General features: G+C 70.8%; 16 protein-coding genes. 10 read left to right on the top strand and 6 right to left on the bottom strand.

All coding sequences use genetic code 11. The annotated features are described in order from the left end of the window. Nucleotides 1–106: 106 nt before the first annotated feature. The 5 genes from ABZT47_RS06720 to ABZT47_RS06700 are packed head-to-tail and all read left to right on the top strand — an operon-like array spanning nucleotide 107 to nucleotide 5,965. Nucleotides 107–1,936 (top strand): ABC transporter substrate-binding protein, encoded by a 1,830-nt coding sequence (locus ABZT47_RS06720; RefSeq protein WP_354836996.1) that lies wholly within the window; start codon nucleotides 107–109, stop codon nucleotides 1,934–1,936. 47 nt (nucleotides 1,937–1,983) lie between these two features. After that, nucleotides 1,984–3,024 carry an ABC transporter ATP-binding protein gene (locus ABZT47_RS06715; RefSeq protein WP_354836994.1) on the top strand — a complete coding sequence of 347 codons (1,041 nt, stop codon included), beginning with the start codon at nucleotides 1,984–1,986 and terminating at the stop codon, nucleotides 3,022–3,024. After that, the gene (locus tag ABZT47_RS06710) at nucleotides 3,021–4,022 is read left to right on the top strand and encodes a dipeptide ABC transporter ATP-binding protein (RefSeq protein ID WP_354836992.1); all 1,002 of its coding nucleotides are present in this window, start codon (nucleotides 3,021–3,023) and stop codon (nucleotides 4,020–4,022) included. Before ABZT47_RS06715 ends, ABZT47_RS06710 begins: the two co-directional genes overlap by 4 nt. Beyond that, nucleotides 4,019–4,999 (top strand): ABC transporter permease, encoded by a 981-nt coding sequence (locus tag ABZT47_RS06705; RefSeq protein ID WP_354836990.1) that lies wholly within the window; start codon nucleotides 4,019–4,021, stop codon nucleotides 4,997–4,999. The genes ABZT47_RS06710 and ABZT47_RS06705 overlap by 4 nt, the downstream gene beginning before the upstream one ends. A 3-nt stretch (nucleotides 5,000–5,002) precedes the next feature. Then, entirely contained in the window at nucleotides 5,003–5,965 is a 963-nt protein-coding gene (locus tag ABZT47_RS06700; RefSeq protein WP_354836988.1) for an ABC transporter permease, read from the top strand. A gap of 294 nt (nucleotides 5,966–6,259) precedes the next feature. Here the strand turns inward: ABZT47_RS06700 and ABZT47_RS06695 are convergent, their stop codons facing one another. Further along, the gene (locus ABZT47_RS06695) at nucleotides 6,260–7,150 is read right to left on the bottom strand and encodes an RDD family protein (protein WP_354836985.1); all 891 of its coding nucleotides are present in this window, start codon (nucleotides 7,148–7,150) and stop codon (nucleotides 6,260–6,262) included. 38 nt (nucleotides 7,151–7,188) lie between these two features. Here ABZT47_RS06695 and ABZT47_RS06690 point away from each other — a divergent pair, with 38 nt between their 5' ends. After that, nucleotides 7,189–8,178: a stage II sporulation protein M gene (locus ABZT47_RS06690; RefSeq protein WP_354836982.1), complete on the top strand. Its 990-nt coding sequence runs from the start codon at nucleotides 7,189–7,191 to the stop codon at nucleotides 8,176–8,178. Nucleotide 8,179: 1 nt separating this feature from the next. Here ABZT47_RS06690 and ABZT47_RS06685 read toward each other — a convergent pair whose 3' ends face one another. Then, nucleotides 8,180–9,187: a sigma-70 family RNA polymerase sigma factor gene (locus ABZT47_RS06685; RefSeq protein ID WP_354836980.1), complete on the bottom strand. Its 1,008-nt coding sequence runs from the start codon at nucleotides 9,185–9,187 to the stop codon at nucleotides 8,180–8,182. A gap of 20 nt (nucleotides 9,188–9,207) precedes the next feature. Further along, nucleotides 9,208–9,789: a TIGR03086 family metal-binding protein gene (locus ABZT47_RS06680; protein ID WP_354836978.1), complete on the bottom strand. Its 582-nt coding sequence runs from the start codon at nucleotides 9,787–9,789 to the stop codon at nucleotides 9,208–9,210. A 668-nt stretch (nucleotides 9,790–10,457) separates the two neighbouring features. Here ABZT47_RS06680 and ABZT47_RS06675 point away from each other — a divergent pair. Together ABZT47_RS06675 and ABZT47_RS06670 are read left to right on the top strand one after the other, a co-directional pair. After that, nucleotides 10,458–10,673, top strand: a complete 216-nt coding sequence (locus tag ABZT47_RS06675; RefSeq protein WP_354836975.1) for a helix-turn-helix transcriptional regulator — start codon at nucleotides 10,458–10,460, stop codon at nucleotides 10,671–10,673. Between the two features lie 19 nt (nucleotides 10,674–10,692). Beyond that, nucleotides 10,693–10,917, top strand: coding sequence for a DUF397 domain-containing protein (locus ABZT47_RS06670; RefSeq protein WP_354836972.1), 225 nt, complete (start codon nucleotides 10,693–10,695; stop codon nucleotides 10,915–10,917). A 31-nt stretch (nucleotides 10,918–10,948) separates the two neighbouring features. Here ABZT47_RS06670 and ABZT47_RS06665 read toward each other — a convergent pair whose 3' ends face one another. Both ABZT47_RS06665 and ABZT47_RS06660 read right to left on the bottom strand, forming a co-directional pair. After that, nucleotides 10,949–11,437, bottom strand: coding sequence for a GNAT family N-acetyltransferase (locus ABZT47_RS06665; protein WP_354836969.1), 489 nt, complete (start codon nucleotides 11,435–11,437; stop codon nucleotides 10,949–10,951). Between the two features lie 103 nt (nucleotides 11,438–11,540). After that, on the bottom strand, nucleotides 11,541–11,948 hold the full coding sequence (locus ABZT47_RS06660) for a MerR family transcriptional regulator (RefSeq protein ID WP_354836967.1): 408 nt from the start codon (nucleotides 11,946–11,948) through the stop codon (nucleotides 11,541–11,543). 59 nt (nucleotides 11,949–12,007) lie between these two features. On the opposite strand from ABZT47_RS06660, the gene ABZT47_RS06655 reads away from it, so the two are divergent. Both ABZT47_RS06655 and ABZT47_RS06650 read left to right on the top strand, forming a co-directional pair. After that, nucleotides 12,008–12,715, top strand: a complete 708-nt coding sequence (locus ABZT47_RS06655; RefSeq protein ID WP_354836964.1) for an SDR family oxidoreductase — start codon at nucleotides 12,008–12,010, stop codon at nucleotides 12,713–12,715. Between the two features lie 381 nt (nucleotides 12,716–13,096). Next, entirely contained in the window at nucleotides 13,097–14,782 is a 1,686-nt protein-coding gene (locus tag ABZT47_RS06650; RefSeq protein ID WP_354836962.1) for a penicillin-binding transpeptidase domain-containing protein, read from the top strand. A gap of 310 nt (nucleotides 14,783–15,092) precedes the next feature. On the opposite strand, the gene ABZT47_RS06645 is transcribed toward ABZT47_RS06650, so the two are convergent. Continuing rightward, the gene (locus tag ABZT47_RS06645; RefSeq protein WP_354836960.1) at nucleotides 15,093–15,551 is read right to left on the bottom strand and encodes an NUDIX domain-containing protein; all 459 of its coding nucleotides are present in this window, start codon (nucleotides 15,549–15,551) and stop codon (nucleotides 15,093–15,095) included. Nucleotides 15,552–15,580 lie beyond the last annotated feature (29 nt).

Here is a 15,580-nt window from a genome sequence, read left to right as displayed (position 1 = left end):
CTCATCCCCGAGCACCCGTCCCAGCCGCAAGGCAGGGCGCCAGCCTACCGCGCGCCCGCCCTGCGACCGGCCACCAGGATCCCCATCTCGGCACCCAGGAGGGCAGATGGCCAGATCGCGCCATCTCACCATCGCGGTCGCGGCGGCGGCGACGCTGCTCGCCTCCGCCTGCGCGACCGACAGCGGCACCGGCGGCACCGGCGCCGGAAAGTCCGCCGGCGCCCAGCAGCCGGCCGGCAAGCCCGTCCAGGGCGGGACGCTGCGGCTGGTCGGCGGCGGCGACGTCGACCACCTCGACCCGACCAGCACCTACTACACCGTGACCAACGGGCTCCTGCGCGCCTACGCCCGCCAGCTGTTCTCGCTGGCCGCCCAGGCCGACCTGAAGAAGGCTCTGGAGGTCGTGCCCGACGTCGCCGCCGAGATCCCCACCACGGCGAACGGCGGGCTCAGCAAGGACCTGCTCACCTACACCGTCAAGCTGCGCGACGGCGTCCAGTGGGACACCACGCCGCCGCGCGCCGTCACCGCCCAGGACTACCTGCGCGGCTTCAAGCGGCTGTGCAACCCGGTGGCCGGCTCGGGAGCGCCCGGGTACTACACCAGCACGATCAAGGGCATGGCGGAGTACTGCTCCGCCTATGCCAAGGCGTTCGAGAAGGACAAGCCCACGCCGAAGGCGCTGGCCGACTTCCAGAACTCCCACGACATCCCCGGGGTCCAGGCCAAGGACGACAAGACGCTGGTGTTCACGCTCGTCCAGCCGGCCAGCGACTTCCTGAACATCCTGTCGCTCAACTTCGCCTCGGCGGCGCCGCAGGAGTACGACCAGTACCTGCCCGACGACGCGGACTTCCGCCAGCACGTCGTCTCCGACGGGCCCTACAAGATCGTCAAGTACGTGGCGACGAAGGAGATCAGGCTGGAGCGCAACCCGGCCTGGAAGCAGGAGGCCGACCCGATCCGCCACCAGTACGTCGACGCGATCGAGGTCAAGGAGGGCGTCACCGAGCCCGACAGCGTGCAGCAGCAACTGGAGGCCGGCACCGCCGACCTGTCGTGGGACCTGCCGGTGCCGACGGCGCAACTGCCCCGCCTGGCCTCCTCCGGCGACGCGAACTACAAGGTCTTCCCCGGGGCCATCACCAACCCCTACCTGGTGTTCAACCAGCAGAGCAAGAACGCCGGCGGCGCCATGGGCAAGCTCAAGGTGCGCCAGGCCATCGAGTACGCGATCAGCAAGGTGGCCATCGGCAAGATCTACGGCGGCAAGGAGCTCAACACGCCGCTGCACACCGCCATCCCGCCGGGCAACATCGGCTACCAGGAGTACAACCCCTATCCGACGCCGGGCGACGCGGGCGACCCGGCCAAGTGCAAGCAGATGCTCGCCGAGGCCGGCTACCCGAACGGGCTCACCCTGACCGGGGCCTACCGCAACGCGGGCAACCACCCGGCCGTCTTCCAGTCCTACTCCGCCGACCTGCAGAAATGCGGTATCACGGTCAAGGGCCTGCCGGTGCGGCAGGGCGACTACTACGGCGCCTTCCTGCAGAACGTGTCCCTCGCCAAGGGCAGCAAGTGGGACATCTCAGCCCCCGGCTGGGTGCCCGACTGGTACGGCAACAACGGGCGGGCGGTCGCCCAGCCGCTGTTCCAGACCAACTGCACCCCCGGCACCTCCAACTACGGCTGTTACAGCAACCCCCGGGTGGACGACCTGATCAAGCAGGCGCTCGCCGAGCCCGACGCGGCGAAGTCGGCGGGTCTGTGGCACCAGGTGGACCAGCAGGTCATGGCGGACGCGGTGATCGTGCCCTTCCAGAACCAGAACACGCCGATCTACCACGCCAAGCGGGTCAAGAACGCCCTCTACCTGCCCTCCTTCCAGCTCTACGACGTCACCAACCTCTGGCTCGACCCGCCGAGCCCGTGATGCGGGCGCGACGTCGTGATCGCAGGAATCGGACGAAGGACCGGTAGATGAGCCTTCTGGAAGTCAAGGACCTCACGGTCGGCTTCCCGACCGCGGACGGCCTCGTGCGGGCCGTCCGCGGGCTGTCGTTCAGCGTCGAGCCGGGGCGGACGCTGGCGATCGTCGGGGAGTCCGGGAGCGGCAAGACGGTGAGCACGCAGGCCATCCTCGGCCTGCTGCCCGAGGCCGACATCACCGGCAGCGCCCTGTTCGAGGGCGTCGACCTGCTCACGCTGGGGGAGGAGCGGCTGCGCCGGATCCGCGGGTCGGCGATCAGCGTCGTGTTCCAGGACCCGCTGACCAGCCTGCACCCGCTGTACAAGGTCGGCTGGCAGATCGCCGAGCTGATCCGCGTCCACGACGCCGGCGTGGGCCGCGCCGAGGCCCGGCGGCGCGCGGTCGAACTGCTGGGGCTGGTCGGCATCCCGCGCCCGGACCGCCGGGTGGACGACTACCCGCACCAGTTCTCCGGCGGCATGCGGCAACGCGCGATGATCGCGATGGCGCTCGCGCTCAACCCGCGCCTGGTGGTAGCGGACGAGCCCACCACCGCGCTGGACGCCACCGTCCAGGCGCAGATCCTCGACCTGATCACGCGCCTGCAGCGGGAGTTCGACATCGCGCTGGTGCTGATCACCCACGACCTCGGCGTGGTGGCGGGCGTCGCCGACGAGGTCATGGTCATGTACGCCGGGCTTCCCGTGGAGCGGGCCGACCGGCGGACGATCTACTACCGGCCGCACCACCCGTACACCAAGGGCCTGCTGGAGTCCATCCCCGGCAGCACGGGGGTGCGCAAGGGCCGGCTGCGGCCGATCCCCGGGCAGCCGCCGAGCATGATCGCCGTGCCGCCCGGGTGCGCGTTCCACCCGCGCTGCCGCTACGCCATGCCGGTCTGCTCCGCCGAGCCGCCGCCGCTGGCCCGCGTGACCGGCGACGGCGACCACGCCTCGGCCTGCTGGCTGCCGCACGAGGCCGTCGGGCTCGGCGAACAGGCGGAGGCCGTGCGGCTGCGCGCCGCCCGCGCGGAGAACGGGGGAGCGGCGTGAACCTCCTCGAAGTCGACGACCTGGTCAAGCACTTCCCCATCCACGAGGGCGCCGTGCTGCGCCGCAGGGTCGGGCAGGTGCACGCGGTCGACGGGGTGAGCCTCACCCTCGCGCCCGGCGAGACGCTGGGCCTGGTCGGCGAGACCGGCTGCGGCAAGTCCACGCTGGCCCGCTGCATCGCCGGGCTGTACCCGGTCACCTCCGGCAAGGTCGTCTTCGACGGCCAGGACATCACCAATCTGCCGCGCGGCGCGATGCGGCCGTTCCGCCGCGACATCCAGGTCATGTTCCAGGACCCCTACGGCTCGCTCAACCCGCGCAGGCGCGTCGGCTCGATCATCGCCGACCCGCTGGTCATCCACGGCATCGGCACCGCCAAGGAACGACGGCGCGCGGTCGGCGAGCTGATGGAACGGGTCGGGCTCAACCCCGAGCACTACAACCGCTTCCCGGCCGAGTTCTCCGGCGGGCAGCGCCAGCGCATCGGCGTCGCCCGCGCCCTGGCCCTGCGCCCCCGGCTGATCATCTGCGACGAGCCGGTGTCGGCGCTCGACGTGTCGATCCAGGCGCAGATTCTCAACCTGCTCAAGGACCTGCAGGACGAGTTCGGCCTGACGTACCTGTTCATCGCCCACGACCTGTCGGTGGTGCGGCACGTCAGCGACCGCATCGCCGTGATGTACCTCGGCCGGGTCGTGGAGCTGGCCGAGGCCGACGAGCTGTACGAGCATCCTCGCCACCCCTACGCCGACGCGCTGCTGTCGGCCACGGCCGTCGCCGACCCCGACGCCGCCGACCGGCGCGGCCGGGTCATCCTCACCGGCGACGTGCCCTCGCCGATCGACCCGCCGTCCGGCTGCCGCTTCCATCCCCGCTGCCCGCGCGCCGGGGACCTCTGCGCGGAACGACAGCCCCCGCTGGAGGGCGGCGCCCACCTGACGGCCTGCCACTACCCGATCGGCGGAGAAGCGCCGGCGGGAGAAAGGGGGACGAGGTGACGCTCACCGAGATACGGCCCGGGGTGGTGCCCGGCAGGACCATCGCCGGGCGCAGCCCGTGGGCCCTGGCCTGGGCCCGCATCCGCACCGACAAGGTCGCCCTGGCCTCGGCGGTCGTGGTGGTGCTCCTGCTCCTGCTCGCCGCGGCGGCGCCGCTGATCGCCCAGTGGAGCGGCCACGGGCCCGACGACCAGTTCCGCGACATCGGCATCACCGACCAGGGACTTCCGGTGGCGCCGAACGGCACGTTCTGGTTCGGCACCGACCGGCTCGGCCGCGACCTGTTCATCCGCGTGCTGTACGGGGCGCGGGTGTCGCTGGTCGTCGGCGTGCTGTCCACCGGGCTCGCGGCCGTGCTCGGCGTCGCCGTCGGGCTGCTCGCCGGCTTCTACGGCGGCGTCGTGGACACGCTGCTGTCGCGCCTCATGGACGTCGTGCTCTCCTTCCCGTACCTGATCTTCGCCATCGCGGTGGTGTCCATCGCCGGTCCGTCCCTGACCGCCACGGTCGGGGTGATCGCGTTCTACTCCTGGGCGGCGATCGCCCGGATCGTGCGCGGGCAGACACTTTCGATCAAGGAACGGGAGTACGTCGAGGCGGCCAGGTCGCTCGGCGCGAGCGACGCGCGCGTCATGGTCGTCGACATCCTGCCGAACCTGCTCGCCCCGGTGATCGTGCTGGTCACGCTGCTGGTGCCCGCCGCCATCGTGTTCGAGTCGACGCTGTCCTACCTCGGGCTCGGCATCGTCCCGCCCACGCCGTCCTGGGGCAACCTGCTCAGCGAGGCGCAGGGGTTCTACCGGGTGGCCTGGTGGTACCTCACCTTCCCCGCGGGCACGCTGCTGGTCGCCACGCTGGCGTTCAACCTGCTCGGCGACGGCGTCCGCGACGCCATCGACCCGCGCACCGAGCGCCTGTTCAGCCGCCGCAGGGGCATCGCCCGCAGGCGCGCCCGCAAGAAGACCACGGGGGGCTGACCGATGTTCCGCCGCTTCCTCATCCGCCGGGTGATCCTCGGCGCGATCGTCCTGTGGCTGGTCACGCTCGGGACGTTCTTCATGTTCTTCGTGGCCCCCGGCGACCCGGCACGCACGCTGGCCGGCCGGCAGGCCACCCCGGAACAGGTCGAGCTCATCCGGCGCGACCTCGGCCTCGATCAGCCCGTCCTGGTGCAGTACGGCCAGTACATGGGCCGCCTCCTGCACGGCGATCTCGGCAAGTCCTACTTCAACGGCGAGTCGGTCGGCACGCTCGTCGCCGCCGACCTCCCGCCGACCCTCTCCCTGGTGCTCGGCGGCGCGGTGCTGTGGTTCCTGGTGGGCGTCAGCGCGGGCGTGCTCAGCGCCACCCGGGCCCGCTCGCCTCTCGACCGGGCCATGACGTTCCTGGCGCTCGCCGGCGTCTCGATGCCGACGTTCGTCATCGGGCTGCTGCTGCTCTACCTGCTGTTCTTCCAGCTCACCAAGGCCGGCCTGCCGATCTTCCCGCCGGACTCCTACGTGGACTTCTCCCAGAACCCGGCCGAGTGGGCGCGGCACCTGATCCTGCCCTGGGTCACGCTCGCCACCGTGCAGGCCGCGACCTACCTGCGGCTCACGCGGGGCTCGATGCTCGACGTGCTCGGAGAGGACTACATCAGGACGGCGCGCGCCAAGGGCGTCCCCGAGCGGCGGGTCGTCGTCCGGCACGGCCTGCGCTCGGCGCTGACGCCGGTGGTGTCACAGCTCGGCGTGGACGTCGGCACGCTCATCGGCGGAGTGGTCGTCACCGAGTCGGTCTTCGGGCTCGGCGGCGTCGGCCAGGCGGTCGTGCAGGCGTTCGTGAGCAGCGACCTGCCGGTGATCATGGGGGTGGTGCTCATCACGGCGGCGGCCGTGGTCGTCGCCAACCTCCTGGTCGACGTCGCCTACGCCCTCCTGGACGCCCGCGTCCGGCTCGCCTGACCCTCGGGGGCGGTCAGTGGAAAGGGGTGTGCGGGCGGGAACTCCCGGCGAGAAAGGGGCATGCGGGCGGGAACTCCCGGCGAGAAAGGGGCGTGCGGCCGGGACTTCCGCGAACGGGCGTACGCCTGTCGGGGCTCCCAGGTGAACCGGGGGATGACATGGGCGTGGCCGGCGCGTCCTCTCCCATGCGCGCCGGCCACACCCGTTTCCCACGTAGCGGACCAATGCCCCAGTGGCCCGCTGGACGTCCCTGTGCCCCCTGTTCGGGCATGTATGCGGCAGAAGACGCGAAATCTAGGCGGGAGGGATGAAACCACTGGCCGTCGGCGGTGTCGCCGCAGGTGGGGGCGGGAAAAACGGCGCCGGATACGCCCCGGAAACGGGCGCCGCTCCCGGCACGCCTGCGAAGGGAGAAGCGGACGACGACGCCCGCGCCTGCCGCGCCTGGAGGGCGAGCCGCGCCTGCGTGCGGCGGCGGCGCTCGGCCAGAACAGCGGCGAGGTAGGCGTAGGGCGGCGCGGCGGGCGGGGGCGGCGGCGAGACGAACGAGGAGAACTGCCCGGCGATGCGCACCCCCATCTCGTGGCGGACGGCGGGGGACAGCTGGTGCCAGCGCGACAGGTACTGCCGGGCCGTGGCGGCGAGCGCCTCCGGCAGCCGCGACAGCTCCAGCGTCGTGGCCCAGGCGGCGAGCTGGGGCGGCATCTCGGGCGGCGGCGCCTGGCGCGGGGCCCGTTCGGAGATCACGATGGTGCCCGCGAAGACGTCGCCGAGCCGCTTGCCGCGCTCGCTGACCAGCGAGCCGATCAGCGCGGGCGCCCCGAACAGCAGCCAGAACTCCAGCAGCCCGGCCAGACCGCGGAACATCGCCTGCCGGAACCGCTCGGGGCCGCCGTCGTCGCTCACCACCCGGAGCCCGAGCGCCAGCTTGCCCAGGCTGCGCCCGCGGCTCAGCGTCTCGAAGATGACCGGGTAGCCGACCATGACCAGGGCGGTCAGCAGGATCGTCAGCGCGATCGCGAAGGCCTCCTCGGTGACCACCGACAGCATGCCGAGCAGCAGGGACAGCCCGACGATGGCCGCGAACTGCAGCAGCATGTCGATCAACAGGGCCACCGCGCGGCTCGGCAGCTGGGCCACCCGCACCTCGACGACGACGGCCTCACCGGTCACCACATCTGCCACGCCCCCACCCTATCCACCGGGCCAATAGGCTTTCGTGCGTGGACATCGACGCGTTCGTCTCCGTGCACAAGCCGACGTGGGACCGGCTCGAGACCCTGGTGCGGCACCGCGGCTCGCTGACCGGCCCCGAGGTCGACGAACTGGTCGACCTCTACCAGCGCGTGGCGACCCACCTGTCCATCGTCAGGTCCGGTTCCGACCGGCTCCTCGTGGGCCGGCTGTCGGCGCTGGTCGCACGGGCGCGCTCGGCCGTCACCGGCGCCCACACCCCCGCCTGGCGGGAGTTCATCCGGTTCTTCACCGTCTCCTTCCCCGTGGTCGCCTACCGTGCCCGCTGGTGGTGGGCCGGCTCGGCCGCCGTCTTCCTGGCGGTCTCGGTCGTGCTCGGCTTCTGGGTCGCGCGCAACGCCGACGTCCAGGCCGCCATCGCCGGACCCGAACAGATCAAGCAGCTCGTCGAGCACGACTTCGCCGACTACTACTCCGAGCACCCGGCCGGGGCGTTCGCCGGGCAGGTGTGGATCAACAACGCATGGGTGTCGATGCAGGTCATCGCGATGTCGGTCCTCCTCGGCATCCCCATCCCGTACATCCTGTGGCAGAACGCCGCCAACGTCGGCATCTCCGCCGGCCTCATGGCCTCACGCGACCGGCTGGACATCTTCTTCGGCCTGATCACCCCGCACGGGTTGCTGGAGCTCACCGCCGTCTTCCTCGCCGCCGCCGTCGGCATGCGGCTCGGATGGACGGCCATCGACCCCGGTCCGCGGAAGCGCGCGGAGGCGCTCGCCGAGCAAGGACGCGCCGTCGTCAGCGTCGCCCTCGGCCTGGTCGTGGTGTTGCTGGTGTCCGGGCTGATCGAGGCCCTGGTGACCCCGTCGCCGCTGCCCACCTGGGCGCGCATCGGCATCGGGGTGCTCGCCGAGGCCGCCTTCCTGGCGTACGTGGTGTACTTCGGCCGCCGTGCCCTCCACGCCGGCGAATCCGGCGACCTCGAACGCACCCCCGACGTGGCCCCCTCCACCTGACTCAGCGGACGACGGTCGGCGGGAAGCCGAAGGTGGCGACCAGGCCCGGTTGGTGGAACGAGATGATCTGGCTGATGCCCGCGCCGGTGACGGTGAGCACCACGATGCCGTACGCCTGGTAGGCGCCGTGTCCGTCACGGGTGTAGGCCACCGCGGCGGGCTGCCCGTTGGCGCCGGTCGGGAGCATGAGCCAGTCACCGGGCGATCCGAGAATCCGGGTACGGAGGTAGGGCACGCAGGTCGCGCGGCCGGCGAACCAGGTCTTGAAGGGCGTCGCCTCCAGGGTGGCGTCCCGGCGCAGCAGCCGTTCCAGGGCCGGCGCGTCGGCGTTCTGGAAGGCCGCGACGTACTGGTCGAGCAGCGCACGGGCACCCGGTTCGGTGGGCGGGATGATCTCGCCGGCCGCGGGGGCCAGGTCCCGGAGCCGGGCGCGGGCGCGTTGCAGCGCGCTCTTGACCGCCGCTGTGGTGGTGCCCAGCATGACGGCGACCTCGGCGGCGGGAAAGGACAGCACATCCCGCAGAATGAGCACGGCCCGTTGCGTCCCGGACAGGTACTGCAGGCCGGCGACCAGCGCCAGTCGCAGGTCCTCCCGCGCGAGGACGATGGACGCGGGGTCGGCCGTCTCAGGGCCGACGAGTGCGTCGGGGACCGGTTGAAGCCAGCCGACATCGGGTCCGGCCGGTTCCGGGGCGGCCTCGGGGTCCGGTTCCGGACCGCCGAGGCCGGAAGGAAGCACTCGCCTGCTGTGATGCCCCAGCGCGGTCAGGCAGGCGTTGGTGGCGATCTGGTAGAGCCAGGTGCGCACCGATGACCGACCCTCGAACGCGCTGTAGGAACGCCAGGCACGCAGATAGGTCTCCTGGACCACATCGGTGGCATCGTCCACCGAGCCGAGCATGCGGTAGCAGTGCGCCAGCAGTTCCCGCCGGAACGGCTCGGCGTCCCTGACGAACGCCTCACCGTCGGGCACGTCGGGCACGACGGTCTCCTGGTCAGATTCCGCCACAGGTCACGATCACTCTCCGGTCATAGGGAGCGGCCGAGGAAGGCGGCCAGCCGGTCGGCCGCGCACGCGTCGGCAGGAGCCTCGACGATGGGCCCGAAGATGGCCTCTCCCTCAGGCCCACGGTAGGCGTCGAGGATCTCGACCCGGGCCTGGACGAGCAGCTCGCCTGCGAGCTCGGGATCAAGGTCGGTGTGGTGCCCGATGGCGCGCGCGAGGTCCCATCCATGGACGAACTGGTCCCTGACCACCATACTCATCAGGTCCGCGCCGGAGAACTCGCCGAACGCCAGCTCGATCCTCTTCTCCAGAACGCCGTCGGTTCCGAAAGCGGCCAGCGCGAGGTCGATGCCATCGTCATAGTGGGCGAGGAAGTCGCCGGCCGCGTAGTTCTCGTCGGTGGCCTCATAACCGGCGCCCAGGACGGCGGAAGCGCCCCACCGGGCCGAGCCGACGAAATGGTTGATCAGCGCGCGCACGTCCCACGACACGCACGGCGTCGGGCCGTCCAACCGGCCGGGTCCGACCTTGGCCAGCACGGCCCGGGTGCTGGCGAAGGCCCGGCTCAGCTGCCGGGTGGCCACGGGCTCCTGCTTGCTTCCCATCGTTTCGATCCTCTCTCACAGTCCTCGGCGAACCAGGCCTCGCTCCCCGCGGTCGCGGATGATCCTCGGCCCACAACAGGTAGACCTCCCGCCACCGGAAAAGGAATCGCGGCGGCGACATTCATCCGCGAAGCGCGGCGGCGCGCACTTGAATGGAGCGGCGATTCGGCCGGGGAGGTCACCGCGCCGAGTGACCACCTCACTGACCAGAACCTCCACCTCGTCCAGCTCCCGCCGCCCGGCCACGTGCAGCACCGAACGCACATACTCCCGCGCGATCTTCACCGAACTGCTCAGCCCCAGGACCTCGACCCTGCCGAGCAGCCCACCCATGGTCCTCACTGCACGACCTCCCAGATCCGCTCGGCCGCGTCATTCGAGTGCCGCACCTTTTTGGCGCCCACATTCACCACCGTCTCTGAAGAGATCCCGCACATCCAAGACGTGCGTCTGTCACGCTGCCTTGGCCATGGATGGTCGGTTCGTCCGATTGCCGTCATATTCGCATCGACGAAAATCGCCGCCGCTTTCAGATTGCCTGTGTGGCGGCATGAATTGTGGAGAGAATAGAGGACAGTCGAGACCCGAATTTGCCCACGTAGAGGAGGAAGTGGTCAAGATCTGTCAAGTAGCTGTCACGCTGCAAGGAGCACGAGTGAGGGGAGCGCGTGGACAACGACCTTGATCCACGTTTGACGCCGGTTCAGCGCTTCGGCAGGGAGCTGGCTCGGGTGCGCAGGCAAGCAGGCCTCACCCAGGCCCGACTGGGTAAGAATCTCGATTGCTCGGCGTCGCTTGTGGCGCATATCGAAAAAGGTGACAGAACCCCAAAACCGGACTTCGCTGCCGGATGTGATCGGGTATTGGTCAATCCCTCGAAATGATCAAGGAGGCGCGAGACCAATGGAAGCGGCAGACCTGATCGCGGTCGACCTGACCAAGGCCACATGGAGAAAGAGCTCCCGCAGTGGTGAGAATGGCGGCAACTGCGTCGAGGTCGCCACTGGTCTGCCTAGGATCATCGGCGTGCGGGACAGCAAGAACGCGGACGGGCCGGTGTTGGTCTTCAGTCCGGGCGAATGGTCGGCGTTTCTGAACGGCGTCAAGAACGGTCGTTTCACCCGCTGAACTCCGGCGACTCATGGTGTGACGGTGAGACTCAAAGCTGCCGGTACATGATGTGCAGTCCTACGTAGCCGTGAGTCGGATGGTGGAAGCCGTCGGGGAGGGTGGTCATCACTTCGAAGCCGAGTGACCTCCACAGCGCCACCGCCCGGGTGTTGGTCTCCACAACGGCGTTGAACTGCATCGCTCGAAAGCCGTCCTTGCGTGCCTGCTCCAGGACGTGCTGGCCGAGTGCCCGGCCGACGCCCCGGCCAGAGTGATCCGGGTCGACCATGAAGCTCGCGCTGGCGATGTGCGCGGCGCCGCCACGGTGGTTGCGGACGCTGTTGGCTGTGCCCAGGACGGTTCCATCCGCGTCCACGGCGACGAAGGTGCGGCCCGGCGGCTTCGGGAACCACATTTGACGGGCCTCGGATTCGGTGGTGCCCCGATCCCAGGAGAAGGTCTCACCCGCACGCACGATGCCCTCCATGAAGGCCCACATCTTGGGCCAGTCGTCCGGCATCGCCTCTCGGATCAGCATGGCCGCCAGCATGGGTCACCCAGGTAGGGGTCGCAACCGGGTTCATCGGCAGACCTCGGTTCCCGTCGTGGCGGGTGCGATCCGGTGGTGCGTGCCGTCGCGATCACGGCGTCGCGGAGTGGTTCGCCTGCGCGGCGATGTCCTGGTCGGGGATCCACGCACAGCCGCTGGCCGGGCTTCCGCAGAGCAGGATGACCGCGTCGAGGTGGTCACGGGTACGGGTCAACGCGGCGATCTGGGCGTCGATGCGATCACGCTCGGCGGCCAGCCGGGCCCGCGACTCAGGAGTGTTGACCTTGGCCTCGACGCAGGGCAGCAGTTCGGCGATGGTCCGGCTGGACAGGCCGGCCGCGTAGAGCGTCTGGATCAGCTGGACCCGGTCGGCCGCGGACTCGGGGTAGTGGCGCTGCCCGGAGCCGCTCCGGTTCGCCTCCAGCAGCCCCTGCTCCTCGTAGTAGCGCAGGGCCCGCACGCTGACGCCTGACTGCGCCGCCAAATCTCCGATACGCACCGTGACCTCCGTCACAAGACTTGCCTCTGACGTCAACGTCAGGTTTTACATTATCCGACATGCAGATGAACGGAGCACACGTGCTGGTCACCGGCGCCAACCGCGGCCTGGGCCGGCAGTTCGCCCTTTCCCTTCTCGACCGCGGCGCCGGCAAGGTGTACGCGACCGCCCGCCGCCCGGAGCTCATCGACGTGCCAGGGGTCGTCCCGCTGCGCCTCGACGTCACCGATCCGGCGTCGATCGCCGCCGCGGCGGCGGCGGCACCTGATGTCAAGATCGTCATCAACAACGCGGGAATCTCGACCGGGGCGAACCTGGTGACCGGGGACCTGGACCTGATCCGCCGCGAGATGGACACGCACTTCTACGGCGCCCTCAACGTGATCCGCGCCTTCGCGCCCCAGTTGGCCGACGGCGCGATCCTCAACGTGCTGTCCGCGATCTCGTGGCTCGCCGTCGACGGTGCGGGCGCCTACCACGCGGCCAAGGCGGCCGAGTGGGCGCTCACCAACAACGTCCGTCTGGAGCTGGCAGGCCAGCGCACCCTGGTGACGGCCCTGCACCTGGGCGCCGCGGACACCGACATGATGGCTTGGTACGAGGGCGACAAGAGCGCCCCCGAGGTGATCGTCGCGGCGGCCCTGGACGGCATCGAAGGGGACCGGCCCGAGGTGCTCGCCGACGACTGGAGCCGCCAGGTGAAGGCGTGGCTGTCGCAGGACCCGGATGTCATCTACCGGGAAGCGGCGGCGGCCCTCTCCGTCTGACCTGGCGATTCTGGAAGTCATGGTCGCGGCGCCCGCGACCATTCCTTTCAGGCCGCGGCCCGTACGTCAGGCCGCAGCCGTACATGGAGCCGTACTCGCCCGCCGGAGTGCGTGGCGGGCGCGCTGGTCTGGGCGAGTCCTCGATGAAGGCGGCGAGTTGGGACGCGTCGCGGCACTCGCGCATCGGGACCACCCCGCCGCAGGTGGTCGCGACCGAGTCGCCGGCCCCCACTGCGCGGGGCTCGAGTGGGATGGTCGGGAGGTAATGGGGGTTAGGGGCCTGACCTGGGGTGATGGGGGCGGAATTGTCGGTTGGGCGAGATATGGTTTTTGTGATCGTTTTCCCGTTCTCAGGCCCTAGGATGCCGGTGGTGGAGGGGCATGCGTACTCGGTGGCCGCTGGTCATGGTCGGGGCGGTGGTGCTGATCGTCGTCTTCGGCGTGGTCGCGATGCTCACCACCCCCGACTCGCTGGAGGCGTCGCGGAACAGCGGGCGACGGTCCCCGCTGCCCACGCACAGCGCCGGGCTGACGCCCTCCACATCTGAGCCCGCGCCTGAGAATTCCGCCACGTCGGTCCCTGAGGTGCCCGACCCTCTGGTGTCGGCCGCGCCGTCCGACCCGCCGGTCGTCCCTGCTTCGTCCGCCCCGGCGCCCCCCGTCTCGCAGGAGGGCCCGGACGTGGTGGCGGCCCGGTATCTCGCCGTCTGGCAGGCCGGGGACTTCGCCGCCATGGCCGGGCTGGTGGCCGATCCTCCGGCGGACTTCGCCGACCGGCACCGGCGGTTCAGCGCCGAGCTCCACATCGCCTCGCTCGCCCTGACCCCGGGCACGCCGCGCCTCCAGGGCGCCGACGCCGCGGAGGTGCCGTTCCAGGGGACCCGCCAGGTGACCGGCCTCGGCCGGTGGGACTTCGCCTCGGTGCTTCGCCTGGCGCGGCGCGACGGGGCGTGGAAGGTGGTCTGGGGTCCCGAGACGCTGCACCCCTCGCTCAAGGACGGCGGCGCGCTGCGGCTGAAGGAGACCAAGGTGGCCCGGCCGGCCGCGCTCACCCGTGAGGGCAAGCCGTTCCCCGCGGACAGCAGGGCGGGGGACTACTTCCCCGGGCTGAGTGCCACCACGGTCCGCCTGGCCATCGAGGAGGTCCCGTCCGGGAAGGTGCTGCTGGCCACCCCGGACGCGGCGTCGCAGGCGACGCGGACGACCATCTCCGAGCCGGCGCAGAAGGCCGCGGCGCGGGCCCTGGACGGCGTCGGCCGGCCGGCGGCGATCGTCGCGCTGGACGCGCGGAGCGGGCAGGTGCGGGCCGTGGCCGACACACTCGGTGGGAAACGGGCGTTCAACGGCCTGTACCCGCCGGGGTCGTCGTTCAAGGTGGTGACCGCCGCGGCGCTGCTCCGTTCGGGACTCGCGCCGGACGCGCAGGTGGCGTGCCCGGGCACCTACACCATCCCGAACGCCCGCAGCTTCCACAACGACGGCGGCGCCGACCGCGGCACCGTGACGCTGACCATGGCGTTCGCGTTCTCGTGCAACACGACGTTCGTCCGGCAGGCGTACGAGCGGCTGCGCGACGACCGCCTGCGGGCCGAGGCCGCCGACCGGTTCGGCTTCCGCGAGAAGCCGGGGCTGAGCACCTGCCGCATCCGGCCGTACACGGCGTTGGACGACCTGGGCGCCGACGCCATCGGGCAGAACTCGGTGCAGGGCAGCCCCCTCTGCATGGCCGAGGTCGCCGCCGCCGTCGCGAGCGGCACGTGGAAGCCCGCCGTCATGACCGACTCCCCGCCCGCCGGGTCACCGGCCCCGGTGCCGCTGGACCCGAGCATCGCCGCTGGGCTCCGCACCATGATGAGCGCCGTCGTCACGCAGGGCACCGCCGCGCGGGCTGGGCTGCCCGCCGGGACCTTCGGCAAGACCGGCACCGCCGAGGTCCAGGGCGCGTCCCCGCACGCGTGGTTCATCGGCTATCGCGATTCGCTGGCCTTCGCGGTGTTCGTCCAGAACGGCGGCAGCGGCGGCGCCACGGCCGCCCCCATCGCCGCCAAGTTCCTCAAGGCCCTCTAGCGCTGGACGGGAAACCGCTCGCGCGCCGTACGGCGGCGCCGTGTTCGCCGACCACCATCCCGCCGACCCGGCGCCGAACGAGCACACCGTTGTCGTTCGGCGGCGGTGGTGGCGTGGCCCATCGGGGAGCGGGTCGGCCGGTTCTGGTCGTTCTTGAGGGGTGTTCGGGTGGTCGAGAGGTGGGAGCGATTCCGGTGCCGTGGGGCACACCGTCAGGCGTTGTGTTCGACGCCGTAGGGCGGCGGCGCGGTGTTCGGGGCCGGTGTGCGGGGACACGCCTCAGATGGGGTGCTGACGACGGTCGGAGAGGTCAGACGTTCGGGGGTGGAGTGCCGTTGATGAGGAGGCGGTGGGGTTCCTGGAGGCCGGGGGGCAGGTCGCCGGGGGTGAACCAGCCGGCTTCGATGATCTCGAAGGAGTCGAGGCTGATCGAGCCGCCCGTGAGGTCGGCCTCGAAAGCGACCTCCGCCCGCAGCCGGTAGCCGCTCTTGAGCAGCATGAGGCGCCGCACCCGGATGTCCAGTCCGGTCTCCTCGCGGACCTCGCGGACCAGGGTGTCCTCGAAGGTCTCGGACTTCCTGGCATAGCCGCCCGGCAGGCCCCACTGGCGGCCCTCCGGCCAGAACCGGTGCCGCACCAGGAGCACCCTGCCCTCGGCGTCGCGCACGACCCCGGTGACGCCGACCATGAACTTCGCGTGGGTGAACCACATCACCCGCCACTGGACAGGCCGAAGCGCCCGCCAGGCCCGCACGACCAGCCTCTTCACACCGCTCCTTCTCCTCCGACTCGCACACC

The organism is Sphaerisporangium sp. NPDC005289 (assembly GCF_040607455.1).
Taxonomy (GTDB): Bacteria; Actinomycetota; Actinomycetes; order Streptosporangiales; family Streptosporangiaceae; genus Sphaerisporangium; species Sphaerisporangium rhizosphaerae.
This window is presented reverse-complemented; position numbering and strand designations above follow the sequence as displayed.